Source organism: Pseudarthrobacter sp. AL07 (assembly GCF_029960665.1).
Classification (GTDB): Bacteria; Actinomycetota; Actinomycetes; order Actinomycetales; family Micrococcaceae; genus Arthrobacter.
Genome location: NZ_JASBRB010000007.1, coordinates 124,491 through 141,734 on the forward strand (window position 1 = coordinate 124,491; position 17,244 = coordinate 141,734).

Here is a 17,244-nt window from a genome sequence, read left to right on the forward strand (position 1 = left end):
GGCAGGCCAAAATCTCCTCAAGATCGCTCCTATTCGCCTGCAGCCCCTCAAAGTGCGTCATACGCAGTCCACTTTGATGTCATGTTCCGGTCATCATGATCGGACAAGAGTCGTTAGAGTGGACTCCATGGCCCATCCCGTACCGAGCGCTCCCGGCAGGAGGACAAACGCACCGTTGCCGTCGGCAATTGGTGCCCACGTCGCGCCTGCCCTGCACCCGGCCCCGGCCTCGCTCCCCACGGTGGAGGAAATTTCCGCCGGCGGCGTCGTGGTGGACACATCCGACGGCGAACTAAGGGTTGCGATCATTGCCCGCCTTAATAGGGGCGGACGGCTGGAGTGGTGCCTTCCGAAGGGCCATCCGGAAGGCAAGGAAGACAACGAGCAGGCAGCAGTGCGTGAGATTGCCGAGGAAACCGGCATCGAGGGCGACATCCTGGCCCCGCTTGGCAGCATTGACTACTGGTTCACTGTCAGCGGGCACCGTGTCCACAAAACCGTCCACCACTACCTGCTACGCGCCAGCGGCGGCGAACTCACCATCGAAAACGATCCGGACCACGAAGCCGTGGACGTCGCATGGGTCCCCATCAAGGAACTGGCACGGAAGCTCTCGTTCCCCAACGAGCGGCGCATCGCGGACCTGGCCAGGGAAGTCCTGCCAGAACACCTCTAAGGCCGTCTCCGCCGGAGATGCGTGTATGCATACTCGGGCATATAGACTGCCCGTTGCGGTGCAAACACCGTCCGGGTGAGACGATGAAGGCGATGTCAGCTACCAATCCCCCCTCCGATAAAGCCGGCCCTGCCGCCCCGAGCGGAACCGCCAGTGAAACGCGGTCCAGCGCCATCATGGCTGCCGGCACGTTGGTGTCCCGGTTCCTGGGCTTCGGCAAGACCTGGATGCTGGGTGCCGCGCTGGGCCTCGGCTCCACGGTTAACGACACGTTCATCAACGCCAACAACCTGCCCAACCTGATCTTCCTGCTGGTGGCCGGTGGTGTGTTCAACGCCGTCCTGGTGCCTCAGATCATCAAGGCGAGCAAAGCCCCTGACAGGGGAGCGGACTACATCAGCCGGCTGCTGACGCTGGCCGTGCTCCTGCTGCTAGGTCTCACCGCGCTGGTCACGCTCGCTGCTCCGTGGGTCATTGAGCTGACCACACAGGGCTATTCACCGCAGCAGAAGGCCCTGGCAGTTGCGTTCGCCTTCTGGTGCCTGCCCCAGATCTTCTTCTACGGCCTCTACGCCCTGCTGACACAGGTCCTCAACGCCAACGGCGCGTTCGGGCCGGCCATGTGGGCCCCCATCATGAATAACCTGGTGGCCATTGGCGGACTGGGCATGTTCATCTGGATCTTCGGCGAGAACGCCATGAATCCGCACACGCTGGACAACTGGGGCCCTTCCCAGACCCTGCTCGTGGCCGGCTTCTCAACCATAGGCGTGGTGGCCCAGACAGCGATCCTGCTGATCCCGGTGATCCGCCTGAGGCTGGGTCTCCGGCCCCGGTTTGGCTGGCGAGGAGTGGGCCTGGGCCAGGCTGCGAAGCTGAGCGTATGGACGCTCCTGACCGCCGCCGTCGGGCAGTTCGCGTTCCTGTACGTCATGCGTATCGCCACTATTCCCGGTGCCGAGCGGCTCCGGCTGACGGAAGCGGGGGATCCAGCGGCAGAGATGCTGCCCGGCAACGCCGTCCTGGAAGTCGCCAGCCAGTTGTACCTGCTGCCGCACTCGATCATTGCGCTGTCCCTTGCCACAGTCCTCTTTAACCGCATGACCCGTGCATCGCAGGACGGCAACCGTGCAGAACTCCGCGACGCCCTCTCGCACGGTCTCCGCACCATGGCGGTGGCCACGGTCTTTGGAGCGCTGGCACTCTTTGCGCTGGCCGGGCCGCTGGGCATGTTCTTCTCCGGTGGCCCGCGCCAGGACGGCGTGATGCTGGCCCAGACGCTCACCATCCTCGCGCTGAGTACCCCGTTTATGAGCGCCAACTTCATGATGTCGCGGGTTTTCTACGCCAACGAAGACGCCCGCACACCCTTTAATATTCAACTGCTTCTTGCCGTGGTTTACGTCGCCGGTGCGTTTGGGATCCAGTTCCTGCCGGTGGGCCAGATCATTTACGCCATCGCCCTGTTGTACATGGTGGGCAACATCCTCTCGGTGATCATCAGCGCCTTCTTCCTGCGCCGACTGCTGGGCCACCTCGACGGGCCGCGGATCGCCAACTCGTACATCCGAATGGGCTATGCGGCGCTCGGTTCCGCGATCGCGGGCGCCGGGGCTTTATGGCTGATGGGCAGCTACAGCGCGGACGGGTTCGCCTGGAGCGGCCGGCCCGCTGCGCTGGTGACCGTCATCGTGGTGGGTCCGATCATGTTGGTTGTCTATCTCTTCCTCCTCAAGATCTTCCACGTCGCAGAACTCGGCGATCTCATACGCCCTCTGCTGGGACGCCTGGGGCGCGGTACCCTACCTGCGGGCGGCACCGGGGGAACGCCTGCGTCGGCCGCCGACGTTGCTTCAACGGAACGTCCGACGCCGGAACGCGCCACGGTCTCAGTGGACACCGGCCTGATTCCCCGGATATCCGGCGAATTCGACGCCGTGTCGTTCCGCGCAGGTCCCGTACCGGAACGCCAGGCGGCGCTTTTGGTCCCGGAAACTCTTCGGGGGAAACCCGGAATGCGTGCCGCTTCGGGTCCAGGAGAGGGTGCCCACGGGGGAACTACCGGGGGCACTGAACCCGCTGCGGAATACCTTCCCGTCGAAGACGTTCCCGGCACGGCACGGGGCGGGCTGCTGCGCGACGAGATTCCCCTTCCCGGCCGGCGCACGTTCCAGGGCCAGGCCGGACAGAACCCCCATTTCAAGCCACGACGGCCTCGAAAAAAGTGATCTTCCCGAGGTTTTTGGTTGCCTGTCGACCACGGCGGCCATGCCCGATCGGCTAGGATCGACAGTGAACAGGGGTAGTTGCAGGCAAGCGCAGACCGGCTCGCCGGCTGGATTTTGACCGGTTTCTGACCGGCGGTGGCATCATCTACGCCGGCATACCCGGACAGTCTAGGAGGAACACGTGTCCCACCCGATCGACGTTGGATCAGTACTTGGCGGCCGGTACAAGGTCACTGCCACGGTATTGACCTCACACGACCAGGATCTGGTGCTGGACGGGGTGGACCAGGTTCTCAACCGACCGGTCAGCATTCTGGTCGCCGGCCCGGATAACACCGAACAGGTGGCCCAGAGCGCCCGCGAGGTGGCTACCGGTGAGCGCCCGGGCAATGTCCAGGTCCTGGACCTCGGCGTCACTGAAGCCGCCACCTACCTCATCACCAACCACACGTCCGCGGCAGATCTACTGGACCTCGTGGTTGCCTCCGATGCCCCTTACGTCGAGCCGTTCTTCACGGATACGCTGGGCAGCGAAATTTTCGGCCAAGCGCGTTCCCACGAACCGGAACCGTATGACGACGAAGAGAACGTCGACGCCGGTTACATCAACTACGCGGACAATCACCCCAGCCAGGTTGACGCCTACCGCTCTGCGGCGCCGGTGGTTCCGCCGCGTATACCTCCGGTTGTTCCTGCGCGTCCGCCGCTCCGCCCGGCAGTCCGTCCGGCGTCGGGGTCTGCCAAGACCGGAGCCACAGCAACAGGGGTCTCCGTGGGCACCGCTGCTGGCGCCACCGCCGCGCACCAGCACGTCACAGCGCCGCAACCAGTGCAGTCTGCAGAAAACCAGCCAGTTTCCGGTTCCGCTGAGCCCAGGACCGGTGCGGGCTCCGATACGCCCAAGGTTTCCTTGTGGTCTGAGGACGACTATTCCACCGGCTCTCAGGACTCAGGCTACGAGGAACCCGTGGACTCCCGAGCGCCCCAGCGCTCCGATCGTGCAGCGGGGTCCTTTCCGTCTCTTGCCCGAAACGTATCTCCTGGGGCGGCAGTACCACCTTCCGGCGGGACGGATGACTATTACGACGACGAGCCCGAGCGTGAGCCCCGCTCCATGCGCTGGCTGGTGGGTGGCCTGCTTGCCGTGGTTCTGATTGCAGGACTTGTTTTCGCGGTCACCAACTTGGGCAGTCTCTTTAAGGCGGGTCCTCAAGCCGCCCCATCCTCCAACTCTACGGGCGCCACACAGCCAACCACCGGGTCAGCCTCCGCCACCCCGAGCTCTGCACCACCGGCAGCACCGCCCGTCATTGACAGCATCACCCGCCAGGGGGATTTTGACTTCGCAGCGACCTACGATGTCGATCTTGTGAAGGCGTTTGATGGCAATGTGGCCAGCTACTGGTCGGACATGGAATTTGCCACCGAAGGCTGGGGTGGTCTCGCAAGCGATGGCGTCCCATTGTTCATCAAGCTGAAGAATCCGGCGAAGGTTTCCTCCATCACCTTGACTCAGCTCGGAGCCTCGGGTGGCAACCTCAGTGTCTTCACCAATGACCGTCCGTCACTGGACGGCGCCAAGCTGGTAGGTACCAACAGCTTCACTTCTTCTGATCTGACCATGCCGCTGGCCGAACCGGTGGAGGCACAGTACGTCATCGTGTCCATCAAGACACTTCCCAAGCTGGCAGCCCCGAAGACCCGCTACGGCTTTGGCATACGCCTTGCGGAGATCAAGATCCAATAAGGACACATGCGTCGTTCCTGTTGAGCCGCGGCTGTTATGTCCGGAGCATTGCTCCGCAGTAACAGACGCGGCTCAGCTGTCGTCAGACGGTAATCTGGTAGGGCATCCCGTCCAGTGGGCGGGATCACGACCGCTGATGGTTCCTCCGTTGGCGCGGCGCCCGGAATATTCACCACCAAGATTCAGTTGTGCCATGTGGCTGGCCGCAAAAGCCGGCGCATCGACTAAGGAAGAGGTTCACCGTTCAGTGAGCAACGCAGAAAACACCGCGTCCGAAGTACGTGATGTCATCATCGTCGGCTCGGGCCCGGCCGGGTACACAGCCGCTGTCTATACGGCGCGTGCCAATCTGAAGCCCTTGCTTCTGGCAGGATCAGTCACCGCAGGCGGCGAACTGATGAACACCACCGACGTCGAGAATTACCCGGGCTTCCCCGAGGGCATCATGGGGCCGGACCTGATGGAGAACTTCGAGAAGCAGGCAGCCCGGTTCGGAACGGAAATCCAGTTCGAGGACGTCACAGCCCTGGACCTCGATGGTGACATCAAAACTGTCACCATCGGCACCGGCGAGACCTTCCAAGCGCGGGCGATCATCCTCTCCACCGGATCCGCTTATCGTGAGCTCGGCCTCCCGAACGAAAAGCGCCTTTCCGGCCACGGCGTCAGCTGGTGTGCAACCTGCGATGGTTTCTTTTTCAAGGACCAGGACATTGCGGTCATCGGCGGAGGAGACTCGGCGATGGAAGAAGCCCTCTTCCTGACCAAGTTCGCCAAGTCCGTCACCGTTGTGCACCGCCGCGACACACTCAAAGCTTCCAAAATCATGGCAGACCGTGCCCTGGCCCACGACAAGATTTCATTCATCTGGAACAGCTCCGTTGAGGACGTCATCGGAGCGGACAAAGTCACCGGGCTCAAGATCAAGAACCTGCAGGACGGCACCGTATCCGACCTCGTCGTCACCGGCGTCTTCGTCGCCATCGGAAACGACCCCCGCACTGACCTGGTTAAGGACTCCTTGGAGATCACGGCGGCCGGTACCATCGCCGTCGAGGGCCGGAGTTCCAAGACCAGCATCTCTGGCGTCTTTGCCGCCGGCGATGTTGTGGATCCTACCTACCGTCAGGCCATCACGGCCTCCGGTTCCGGGTGTGTTGCCGCGATCGACGTGGAACACTACCTCGCAGACCTTCACGCGTAATTTCGCGTTCCCGCCGTTCGAAGAGAGAGACAAGGTTATGAGCAACGCTAAAGACGTAACAGATGCAAGTTTTGCTGCGGACGTGCTGTCCGCTGACAAGCCAGTGATTGTGGATTTCTGGGCTGAATGGTGCGGCCCCTGCCGCAAGCTGGGACCTATCCTCGACGAGATCTCGGTCGAATACAGCGAGAAGGTTAATGTCGTCAAGCTCAACGTCGACGACAACCCCGCCATCGCCGCCGAGTACGGAATCACGTCCATCCCGGCCGTTTACCTCTTCCAGGACGGCCAGGTGAAAAGCACCGTTATCGGTGCGAGGCCGAAGCAGTTCTTCGAAAAGGAATTCGCGGACGTCCTGTCCTAGTCTGCTCTGGTCTCCGGTCCAGCCTGACGGAGACACCGATCTGTGGCCACTGCTTTCATGAAGCGGTGGCCACAGGCATTTAGGTATGAATCAATTAGTGACTTATTATGGTTGCATTCGATCTTGCTTCGTTCCCAGAATTCACCAATTGAGCTAGGGTCCTATGTAGACCATCCCGGCGGCCTGGTTTGTGGACCGAACGTCCGAAACTACCATTAGACAAACTTACGATGACCCAAGGTCCGGTCCACTGGATTGACTGTTCGTTTCACGTGAAACATTGCAGCGGGGATACAAACAATCAACCTCTGTTTACTTTTCGAAGCAAAGGGCGAAAGCGGGGGTATGGAATCCTGCTAGCCGTCAATTCGGAACATCGTTTCGATTGCAGGGGCAAGAGGAGACCGATGCCGTCTAGCCGGACTGTTTCACGTGAAACATGGACGATCGCTGCAAAAGGGGCATCGCATGCGTTTCTGTGTTTCGGAAAGGAACAGCAATTCATAGAATACGCCAAAAATCACAAATAGTGCGTAGCCCTGGGTCCCAAACACACCTGACTCACATGCAACGTTTCACGTGAAACATCGTCCGATTCCGCAGCAGCCAGCGTCCCTTCCCTGTTGGCAACCAGACTGCGCGCGGCTCCCACAACCATTGGTCACATGGATCAGGATTCGTGGAGTGCCGAACAACTTGTCCCTTAACTCAAAATCTGAATCTGCGGCCTCCAAATTGATGTCCAGAAATCTTTTGGCAATCTAATTCGGATGAAAGCAAAAAAACTGACGGGCCCGGTCTTCCAATGGTCGGGCAACGATAGTGGCATGGAACATCGAGCCAATCGACTGCACCCTGGCCGCATTCTGAACTCTCCATCAGTGTTGGTCTCGCTTTGATTGAATCAAACGCCAATACTCCCAGCCGCCCTGTACGCAAGCGACGGTTCATAATGATGGTCCACCTGGGCTATCTGGTCAGGGAGTCGAACTCAGGATGCTGGCGGACAGCACTGACGGATAGGAAGAAGCCGACAAATTGGAAAAGGCCCTAGATACGAGTGGCAGTGATGCCTACAAGGGCGCGTTCTACGCCAATCTCGCCAGACCTTCAGCGCGGGCGTAAGCATGGTGGCTGTTGCTATCTGGCCAGACTGTAGACAACTCACACACGGTCGAAACCGCTCCAACCAGAGTTGTTGTCCGCCTCACTCGATCCCAGCCAGCCACATGCAACCAATAGTTCAGCAAACCAGGCCTGACCCAGGGGGGAGGGTCTGCCACGCGATAAGGAAACAGACGGAATGGATGCGGCACCTTAGACCTGGGGATTCGCGCCGCCCCGCCTAAGATGCCTCCAGCCAAGAATCAGAATCCGTACGGGGGTGAACGCCACCTCCTGGCCTGCCTATCGACTGAACCTACACGGCTGAGGGCCTATCCCTTACCCAACGCCGTGACCGCATCCATGACCCCTTACCCGACATCTTTTGTGCGCCCTAGGCTAAAGGTCAGCACAGCAGGCAGCGAAACCAACGCCTCTCTGCGGCGACTGTTTCACGTGAAACACATTCAACGCTGGTCATAGTTTCACAATTTCCCGTGTCATCACAAGATGTTTCACGTGAAACGAATTCAGCGAATTTATGCCGTGCCTCACCGGATGGGACACCCCATCTCAGGCATCACGTAGGTTACCAGACGGCCACACCAATGAACCGCCGAGTTGCCCATAGCAATGTTAAAACTCGTGCGACCGATGAGAAGCCAATACATGCAAACCACGAAGAACCCAAGTACATCCGGGAGGCCGGCCGGGGGAGAGCCCCAGCCGCCACCTACGGGAGCACTCTGCAGCCCACCGAACTACACAGTCTTGGTGGCCATTTGTATGCCTACCAGCGGCTGAGCCTTCGCACATGTGTCGCAATGTGCTGAGCAGCGGGGAACGCCCAGCATAAGCCAACGTACGACGCAGTCCGCTCACCAGACGTGGGGATCCTCAGCGCAAACCAACGGAGACACGATCTACGCGGCCGCCCTTAGTCGATCGTTGTTTAGTCTCTAGTCTCTAGTCTCTAGTCTCTAGGCACTAGGCACTAGGCACTAGGCTCTCGGCAAATCCCTGCTTCCCAAGCGTCAACGACTATAGTCCGGTGGAAAGATTGATCTGTGGAGGCGACTTACTGCCGGGAGCAACACAGTGTCCCGGCTACAGCTCCCGGTCAGATGGCCGCCATTGATGAATGCCTGGCAGGGTAGGGGACCGAACAGGGAACCAGCCGCAGGCCCTGAACACAGGCTGTGTCGCACCTCCGAGCTCAAGGACTCGGCCGATCCTCTCGGGCGCATATCGGTTTCACTACCTGCCGCTCGCCTTCCGCGCGCGGGCACCTGCGCAAGGTGCCACTGAAGCCAGTACAAGGCCCCATCTGCTTCATCCGAAGTATGGCTAAAAGATCTGCCTCTCGGCTATCCGTCGTGTGCGTCTTCCACTGATACCGAAGTTATCCCCAAACGTTATCCACATCGATATCCACAGGCATACCCACCGGTCCGTAAACTTGGACGAAGCCTAGCCCAGTCAGCATTTCTGTTCATCGGCCAACGCTCGAATCGGAATCTAGTCAGTGGATGGCAACACGGAAGCGAAGGTCACCCATACGCGTATAGACATACAGGTCCAAAATCCATCAATTGGCGTCTCTTTCAGAGTAGATCGAGCGTTTTGGCGCGGACTTAGCGGTGTTTCACGTGAAACGGAATCGCAGACGGTCTACGACACGTAGGCTGTCCGGCCGTTCCTTGAAGCACGGATATGCGGCGAATCTCCCAGTGATCCTGGCCACTGAACAATCTATCCACAAAGTTATCCACAGCGATATCCACCGTGCAATTTAGACCGTGCCGCCCCCGAAGTGGTACGGCGTTACCTCTTGGTGCGATGAAACTTTCTCGCCCGACGATACACGGCGTGCTCACAACGCACATTCCTTCTGTTCGTCTTCTTGGCCCATGGCCATTGTGGCTCCAGTTTTGGGGGCCATGCCCATGCAGGTTCGGACCGCCAATCGCCTGAATTGGTGGCATTGGTGAATGGGTGCCGCTAAAGTCACGCTCCGTTGAGTCCCCGCGACCGGACCGTCCAACCAACCACAATCTTGCATCAGGCCAGACGACTATGCCTAGCCTCAGGTTCATACCTCTGCCATCCAATCCGAAAGCGGGCGTTTACCGTCCACCTCGGGGTTGCGTCGTGTGGGGGAGAGTCAGTCAAGCAACGGATACCGGGACCCCGCTGTGCCGAGATGCCCCGACGAAGCGAAGACCGCTAAGAATGTAGCAGCGATATTCGTCGATAGACTTTTCGGATGCGGAAGCCGGTGACCCCATCGGTAGCGCAAAGCACTGACATACATTCCACGCGTGCCTCACCACCACTCAGCCGGTTCTTTATGATCTGCCCCACGATCAGGGCAAGTCACTGGCCGCACTTCCATCAGCGCCCTGGCAGCGATTGGATTCAATCTATTCAGCATCTCCACCGGCGATGGAATACAGACATCGGACAAGAGCCCCGGGCTACGTGTCCATGCTGGCCTTCTGTAGCGCCATGCCGCGCGCCTACAGGGCCCCAGACAGTCTCGAGCCGGTCCCCAACGCATGTACTCCTCCGTGGGCACGCGTCACCGCCAAGGCCGCCGCTGGATGAGCTTCTGGAGTCAGAGTCTAAGTTCTTTGTCGGCATAGCACCATGAACCCCAAGTCGTCCGACGCGCTGGTATCCTACCGAAGTGCTAAGGGACCACTACGTTTGAAAACTAGTGGACAGAATGCAACAATCTCGGTCGCTAACGCCCTCATAGTCGGGCATCAGGATGGGGATGGGCAAAGTCAGTCACGGAACGTGCGTGGTCTTCACGTTTCACGTGAAACCACGTGGACCACTATCGTCACAGGCCAGGTCCGTCCAGGAATCATTGTTGGGGTATCCCTTCTCGGCTCTCCGGAGAAACGAAGACGAGGGTGTCCGGGTCGGCGGAGACTGACGATTCAGCTTTGCCCGGCGCTAATATGCTGACAAGAGAGGGGCCACCGTATGCACAGATTTGGATCAGGTGACACTCCGGAAAGATCAGTCGTCGAGATCTTGGGCGGCACCTCCAGGGTTACCGTAGCCGGATTCACTGACGCGATCTCTCACGAGCTCCGCTGGTGTTTCACGTGAAACACCGGGACATCCATCCTCTAAAGCCGCACCTGCGCCGCCATATAACCTTTAAGGAAGGATCATCGAACCAAATAGCAGATCCAAGGAACCCCGTTTTGGCACAAAGGTCATACAGGATCAGCGAGCCAAGGAACCTACCGTGCAGCCAACGAGACAGGCATAGCGTCTCAGACCACCAAAAGCCTGGATAGCCGGGGAGCCCTCCTGCCTCGCGGGAAGGGACTGGCAATATTGATATGGATGAGGCCTTATCGCCGATGAACCGGTTGGGAACCTAGTCGCACCGCGACAGAAACCAACAGCATCGACGCATCTTTCAACTATTCCACGCCACAAGACGTCTGCAGAGGAACGCTCGGGCCTGTATCAGGTCCCCTGCGTCCGGACACACACCGCCCGGCGCTGCTATTTTGTGAACCGGCTGCCCAGACCAGCTGAATTTCGGCCGGCGCACACTTCTAGTGGGCCAACACAATCCTCACGCCGCCGGACTCCGGCACTGCCGGTGCGGCGGAAACACAACGCCTGACACCAGCCGGGTTAGTCCATGGCCACTGACGGTGCCGAACCCAAGTCATACCACCAACAGTATTCCAGCAATATCTGGTGATACTCCATGTGACCGTGTGGCTCAGGAAGAACAGCCCTGCACTTTCCCCCGATATGCTCGTAACCAGAATCTACTCGGAGAATGTACGCAGGGAAACGTTCCAGACGCGAAGAAGGGCCTGTTTCACGTGAAACAGGCCCTTCTTTGAGTGGACAACGCTAATTTTCAGATCCTGGAGCAAGGACGTCCATGATGCGGTTCAGGTCTTCAACACTGGCAAATTCGATGCTGACACGCCCCTTGCGGACACCCAGGGAGATCTTGACGTTGGTGTCCAGGCGGTCCGACAGCGAGGATGCCAGGTAGTCCAGGCGCTCATGGCGGGCTCCCGGACGAGGAATGTTGTTCTTCGCAGGCTTCGCAGGATCCTGGTAAAGGGTGACGGCCTCTTCGGTTGCCCGAACAGACATGCCCTCAGCCACGATCTTCTGGGCCAGGCGTTCCATGGCTGCCGCATCCGGCAGAGCCAGCAATGCACGGGCATGGCCGGCAGAGAGAACGCTTGCCGCCACACGACGCTGAACCAGTGGTGGAAGCTTCAGCAGTCGCAGTGTGTTCGTGACCTGAGGACGTGAACGCCCAATGCGATCCGCAAGCTGCTCGTGAGTGGTTCCGAAGTCTTCGAGCAACTGCTGGTAGGCCGCCGCCTCTTCGAGCGGGTTCAGCTGGCTGCGGTGCAGGTTCTCCAGCAGAGCGTCCCTGAGGAGGTCGTCATCGGTGGTGTCCCGGACGATAGCAGGGATGGTTTCCATCCCGGCCGCCTGTACTGCCCTCCAGCGTCGCTCACCCATCACCAGCTCATAGGGTTCTCCACCTTCTTCGGTTGAGGTACGAACCACAATTGGCTGGAGGACGCCGATTTCGCGCACAGAGTGGATTAGCTCCGCCATGTCATCTTCATCGAAGACGGAGCGTGGCTGTTTCCGGTTCGGATGGATGTCGGTGACCAAAATTTCGGCAAAACGCACACCGGGGACTTCCACAAGATCTACACCGTTATCCGCCTTGCTCTCTGTTTCAGTAGCTTCACGAACGGGCACAGCAGACACAGGGACCCCGGATAACGACACATCAGTCACGTCTTCAACCGGCGTGGTCCCAGCTTCGACCGCCGAGACAGCGACAGGTCTCTTGGCAGGAACTTTTGCAGGAGCCTTGGCCGCAACTCTCGCGGCCGGCGGTTTGTCGGCTGACTTGACGGACGGTTTAGCGGAGGAGGCCGTTTTTAGCGCAGCTGCCTTTTTCGGTACCGATACGTCTTTGGCCCCAACCGGCGCATTCGACGCGGAAGCATCCGAAACTGCCCCACTATTCCCGGAGGTGTCGTCGGAGGAAGCGACTTTCTTACGTCCTTCCGGAAAGAAGAGATCCACGGGCCGCGACACAGCGCTGCCGTTGCCCGACGCACTACCGGCGGAACTTGGAATGAGTGCGCCAAGACCGCGGCCCAGGCCACGTCGCTTTTCGCTCATGGATAAATCCCTCCGATGGAAGAGTCAGAACTTGCGGACTCCGGTTGTTGCACTTCTTGAAGATTCTAGCGTTCAGCGATTTCTGCTGCGGCTTCCAGGTAAGACAGGGCTCCACTGGAGGAAGGATCGTAGGTCATGACTGTTTGCTGGTAGCTCGGGGCTTCTGAAATCCGCACCGAGCGGGGGACTACAGCACCCAAGACCTGTTCCGGGAAGTGCAGGCGAACCTCCGCTGCCACCTGGGCGGCAAGGTTGGTTCGGCCGTCATACATCGTGAGGAGAATTGTGGAGACCACCAGATCCGCATTCAGGTGCTTCTGGATCATCTCGATGTTCTTAAGGAGCTGGCTCAGTCCTTCCAGGGCGTAGTACTCGCACTGGATGGGGATAAGGACCTCACCAGCAGCGCAGAAGGCATTAACCGTGAGCAACCCAAGGCTCGGCGGGCAATCAATAAAAATGTAGTCGAGGCGTTCTTCGCCATTCTTCGCCCGGGACTTGGCATACACATCGATCGCCCTGCGAAGGCGCTGTTCACGGGCCACCAGCGAGACGAGCTCAATCTCCGCACCGGCCAGGTGAATGGTGGCAGGAGCACAGATCAGGTTACTAATGTCCGGGCAGGGGGCCACCACGTCGGCAAGAGGGAAATCGTTGATCAGGACATCGTAGATGCTGTCCACGTCGGCATGGTGCTCGACTCCTAGGGCGGTGGATGCGTTGCCCTGGGGATCGATATCAATGACCAGGACGTTCAGGCCAGCTGCGGCCAAGGCGGCGGCAATGTTCACCGTGGTGGTGGTTTTGCCGACCCCACCCTTTTGGTTGGACACCGTGAAGATGCGTGTTTTTTCGGGTTTCGGAAGGTTACGGCCAACCAGCCGTTCGCGGCGCCTGGTCTCGTGCGCGAGCTCCCTGGCGATAGGACTGGAATCATCTATGGTGTCCATGACGTTGGTCCTGCCACCCGTTGTTGTTTCACGTGAAACAGAGGCAATAGATGCAAGTTCTGCAACCGGATTAGGGTGGCTTTGCCCCCGTCCCGGCGCGGAACCCATGCCAGCAACTGATCGTGCTGACCCCAAAGACACAAACGGGGGTATCCGCTGTGTGGAGGCTTCGCTACTGGTCACTGGGACACACTCTCTCTCATTCGGCTTTTACTGCCGTTGTCTAGCCTAACCGCTTCGCCCCGCAGACCAAGGCTACCGGGCCCGGACTAGGAGATCTTTCGGGACTTGTTGACGACGATCCGTACCACCGTGGTGGGTTGCTCCAAGAGGCTTTCACCGACAGTCACTACAGAGGTCTTGACGCCACCGAGCTTCCGGATAACCTTTGCTGCTTTTTCGATTTCCTCGGCTGCGCTGCGTCCCTTAATGGCTACAACCTCACCCTTACCGGCGAGAAGGGGGATGGTCAGGCCGGCCAGGTTGCTCAGTGCGGAAACAGCCCGGGCAGTCACAACGTCAGCGGTAACCATGCCGACCGCCAGTTCAGCGCGGGTCCGCATCACCGAGACGTTTGTCAGACCCAGATCGTCCACCACTTCCTGAAGCCAGATCACCCGGCGTTCCAACGGCTCGATCAGCGTCAGTTCGAGGTCCGGCCGCGCGATGGCGAGGCAGAGTCCGGGAAGTCCGGCTCCGCTTCCGACGTCGGCAACATGGCTACCGTGCGCGATCTCGCTTTCGATGACGGCACAGTTGAGGACGTGCCGGCTCCACAACCGCGGGATCTCCCGCGGCCCGATCAGCCCGCGTTCCGTTCCGGACGTGGCCAGGTGCTCCACGTAGCGTTTGGCCAGGTCGAGGCGGTCACCGAAAATCTTCTCTGCCGCCAGCAATTCTGCTGCCGTGATGTCAACCATGATTAGCGGTTCAGCATTCTCTAGTCTGCGGATACAACGATGTGACGCCCGGCGCCTTCGCCCTCAGACTCGCTGACGAGTCCCAGGTCAGCGACGGCGTCGTGAACAATTTTGCGTTCGTAAGCGCTCATCGGCTCCAGTGCCACGGCTTTGCCGGACTCCTTGACCAATGCCGCCGCGTCTTCAGCGATCTTCTGAAGATGGCCGGCGCGCTGCTGACGGTAGCCGTTGATATCCAGCACCAGGCGTGAGCGGTTCTCCGTTGCGGAGAGAACGGCAAGCCGGGTCAGTTCCTGCAGAGCTTCCAGTACTTCGCCGTCTTCGCCTACGAGGCCGTCGAGACTGTCGGTTTCTTCTTCAGCAACGATGGAAATGTAGGTGCGGCCGTTCCGGACTTCGATGTCAATGTCGCCGTCGATGTCCGAGATATCCAGAAGCTCCTCCAAATAATCGGCAGCAACGTCGCCTTCCTCTTCGAGTCGGCTGGCAGCGGATCCCTTAGGGGAAGCATCGGTGTCGGTCGCTGGTTCGTCCTGATCGTCAATGATCTCGTCGGAAAGGGCGTGTTCGGTGCTCTCGGCTGACATTACTTCTTCTTCCTGTTCTTGCGCTGTGGCTGGACGCGCTGTCCCTTTAGCTCGATGGCCGCGGCTGCGGCTGCTGCCTCGGCTTCGGCGTCGACCTTTTTCCCGCCCAGAATGGGCAATACCGGCAGGCCCTTGGCCGCCCGGCGTTCGGCGAGAGCCTTCGCAGCAGGGGATCCCGGCGTCGGCATGCGGCGAATGACGAAGAACTGCTGCGCCATGGTCCAGAGGTTGGTGGTGGTCCAGTAAATGAGCACACCGATGGGGAAGTTGATGCCGCCAACGCCGAATACGACGGGGAGGATGTAAAGCATCATCTTCTGCTGGCGCATGAACGGGCTGGCCATGGCCTCTTCGGACATGTTCTTCGCCATGATCTGCTTCTGCGTGATGAACTGCGAGGCCGTCATGGCCAGGATCATCAGAATCGAGAGGACATACACGGCAACCGCATTGCCCTCAGGGTTATGCAGCAGCGTTGCAGACAGCGGCGCCCCGAAGATGGTGGACTCATCGAACTGCACCACCTGGTCGTGGCTCATCGCCCCGATTCCAAGGCCCTTGTCACGGGCCGTGCTGATGCCGGACAGAACCTGAAAGAGCGCGAAGAAGAACGGCATCTGGATCAGCATGGGCAAGCAGGCAGAGAACGGGTTGGTTCCGTGCTTCTTGTACATGGCCATCTGTTCCTGCGCCATTGCCTGGCGGGAGAGCTGGTCAGTCTTGCCCTTGTACTTGTCCTGGAGTTTCTTCAGGTCGGGCTGGAGCAGCTGCATGCCACGCTGCGCCTTGATCTGCTTGACGAATACGGGAATCAGGGCGGCACGGATCACCAGCACCAGCCCGATGATGGACAGCGTCCACGTCCAGCCTGAAGCCTCAGGCAGCCCGATGCTGCTCAGGCCCTCATGGAAGCCCACCATGATGATGGAAACCAGCCACTTGAACGGAAACATGATTGTTTCAAAGAAGTCCATACGATATCCCTATTCGTCAGGCCGCACGGCGGCCTTCTCCATCAGTCTGAGCAGCCAGGTACTTGTCCGGGTTGTTCAGCACAACAATTGTGGGGGTCCGGTGTTCGGGCCAGTGGCGGTGGCCGGCGGGGACATGGTCCACACCACCGGCATTCCACGGATGGCAGCGCGCAAGGCGGCGGGCCGCAAGCCAGCTGCCCTTCACTGCCCCATGGACAGTGATCGCCTCGAGGGCGTACGCCGAGCAGGAAGGAAAGAAGCGGCAAACCTGGCCATACAAGGGAGAAATAACTTTGCGGTAGGCCATAAGCAGCAGAATAAGAATGTTTCTGGGCAGGTTCCAAAGGAAGGTGCCCACGACGGCAGCAACAGGCTGTAGGTAGTGGACGACGGCGGCAGTTACCTTACCCACGCGGTGTCCCCTCCTGTGTTGTACCGGTTGAACCGTTTACAGCAGCCCGCGGAAGGCGGCTGCCCAACCGGCTCATGGTTGATTCCAGTGCGGCGTTGTAGTCCGCCAGCAGTTGATCCCAGCTGGCGGCAGCGGACGCAGGCAAAGCCCGGACCACTATGGCAAACCCGGTACCGTACTCGCACAGCGAGGCAGCACCGGCTTCTCTCAGTCTTCTCTTAACGAGATTCCTGACCACAGCGTTCCCGACACCCTTGGAAACGATGAACCCGATCCGGCTGGGTTCGTCGGCAGCAATAGCTACCGCATATAACACTACGTTCCGGCGTCCATTGCGGACACCGGAACGTACGGTTGTTGAAAAATCGGTTGCAGTCCTCACACGGTTACGGGTGGCCAGCACCTTAAACTCGCAAAGAAAAGATTACCGACGAGTCAGTTATCTAGGCCGACAGTTCGGTGCGGCCCTTGCCACGACGGGCTGCCAGGATGGCACGGCCGGCACGGGTACGCATACGAAGGCGGAAGCCATGCTTCTTGGCTCGACGGCGGTTATTCGGCTGAAAAGTCCGCTTGCTCACGTTAGTTACTCCAGTGGATCAAAGGTGCGCCCACCCGATCAGTAAAAGGGGAAGAACTGGCCGACGCTAAGTTTTGTATGTGCACACTTCCCCCGGCTGCTCAAACGCGGTGCGTTAGAGAGATTCAGAAGAGGTCAAAAAGCGTACACAAAGGACTTCACAACGTTAGGGCAAAATGCCTGCCAGAGTCAAACCCGGGTACCCCTGGGCACCTGGTCCAGGCTGTGGTTAACCGGCTCTTCAGAATGCAGAGTGTAGTTTCGGTCTGAAGCCTCCAGATTCCAGCAGT

The 17,244-nt window shown here is 59.5% G+C and carries 13 protein-coding genes; 5 read left to right on the top strand and 8 right to left on the bottom strand.

What is annotated here, in order from left to right:
• Positions 1-175: 175 nt before the first annotated feature.
• The 5 genes from QK290_RS09065 (at position 176) to trxA (ending at position 6,219) form a co-directional block, all read left to right on the top strand.
• Positions 176-676, top strand: a complete 501-nt coding sequence (locus QK290_RS09065) for an NUDIX hydrolase (RefSeq protein WP_282330366.1) — start codon at positions 176-178, stop codon at positions 674-676.
• A gap of 92 nt (positions 677-768) precedes the next feature.
• Complete coding sequence (gene murJ / locus QK290_RS09070; RefSeq protein WP_282330351.1) at positions 769-2,904, top strand: murein biosynthesis integral membrane protein MurJ; 2,136 nt, start codon at positions 769-771, stop codon at positions 2,902-2,904.
• 181 nt (positions 2,905-3,085) lie between these two features.
• Positions 3,086-4,651, top strand: coding sequence for an ABC transporter substrate-binding protein (locus tag QK290_RS09075; protein WP_282330353.1), 1,566 nt, complete (start codon positions 3,086-3,088; stop codon positions 4,649-4,651).
• A gap of 247 nt (positions 4,652-4,898) precedes the next feature.
• On the top strand, positions 4,899-5,855 hold the full coding sequence (gene trxB, locus QK290_RS09080; RefSeq protein ID WP_282330354.1) for a thioredoxin-disulfide reductase: 957 nt from the start codon (positions 4,899-4,901) through the stop codon (positions 5,853-5,855).
• A gap of 37 nt (positions 5,856-5,892) precedes the next feature.
• Positions 5,893-6,219: a thioredoxin gene (gene trxA / locus QK290_RS09085; RefSeq protein ID WP_058930642.1), complete on the top strand. Its 327-nt coding sequence runs from the start codon at positions 5,893-5,895 to the stop codon at positions 6,217-6,219.
• A gap of 4,998 nt (positions 6,220-11,217) precedes the next feature.
• Here trxA and QK290_RS09090 read toward each other — a convergent pair.
• The 8 genes from QK290_RS09090 to rpmH all read right to left on the bottom strand — a co-directional run bounded on the left by QK290_RS09090 (position 11,218) and on the right by rpmH (position 16,955).
• The gene (locus QK290_RS09090; protein WP_282330355.1) at positions 11,218-12,531 is read right to left on the bottom strand and encodes a ParB/RepB/Spo0J family partition protein; all 1,314 of its coding nucleotides are present in this window, start codon (positions 12,529-12,531) and stop codon (positions 11,218-11,220) included.
• 65 nt (positions 12,532-12,596) lie between these two features.
• Positions 12,597-13,664 (bottom strand): ParA family protein, encoded by a 1,068-nt coding sequence (locus QK290_RS09095; RefSeq protein WP_282330356.1) that lies wholly within the window; start codon positions 13,662-13,664, stop codon positions 12,597-12,599.
• Positions 13,665-13,750: 86 nt separating this feature from the next.
• Positions 13,751-14,401 carry a 16S rRNA (guanine(527)-N(7))-methyltransferase RsmG gene (gene rsmG, locus QK290_RS09100; RefSeq protein ID WP_282330357.1) on the bottom strand — a complete coding sequence of 217 codons (651 nt, stop codon included), beginning with the start codon at positions 14,399-14,401 and terminating at the stop codon, positions 13,751-13,753.
• 20 nt (positions 14,402-14,421) lie between these two features.
• Positions 14,422-14,988 (bottom strand): R3H domain-containing nucleic acid-binding protein, encoded by a 567-nt coding sequence (locus QK290_RS09105; protein WP_282330358.1) that lies wholly within the window; start codon positions 14,986-14,988, stop codon positions 14,422-14,424.
• A complete protein-coding gene (gene yidC / locus QK290_RS09110) occupies positions 14,988-15,962 on the bottom strand; it encodes a membrane protein insertase YidC (RefSeq protein WP_282330359.1) in 975 nt (324 codons plus the stop codon). The genes QK290_RS09105 and yidC overlap by 1 nt, the downstream gene beginning before the upstream one ends.
• Positions 15,963-15,978: 16 nt before the next feature.
• Positions 15,979-16,374: a membrane protein insertion efficiency factor YidD gene (gene yidD / locus QK290_RS09115; RefSeq protein ID WP_282330360.1), complete on the bottom strand. Its 396-nt coding sequence runs from the start codon at positions 16,372-16,374 to the stop codon at positions 15,979-15,981.
• Entirely contained in the window at positions 16,367-16,777 is a 411-nt protein-coding gene (rnpA, locus tag QK290_RS09120) for a ribonuclease P protein component (protein WP_282330361.1), read from the bottom strand. Before rnpA ends, yidD begins: the two co-directional genes overlap by 8 nt.
• A gap of 40 nt (positions 16,778-16,817) precedes the next feature.
• Positions 16,818-16,955: a 50S ribosomal protein L34 gene (gene rpmH / locus QK290_RS09125; protein WP_003800212.1), complete on the bottom strand. Its 138-nt coding sequence runs from the start codon at positions 16,953-16,955 to the stop codon at positions 16,818-16,820.
• Between the last annotated feature and the right edge of the window lie 289 nt (positions 16,956-17,244).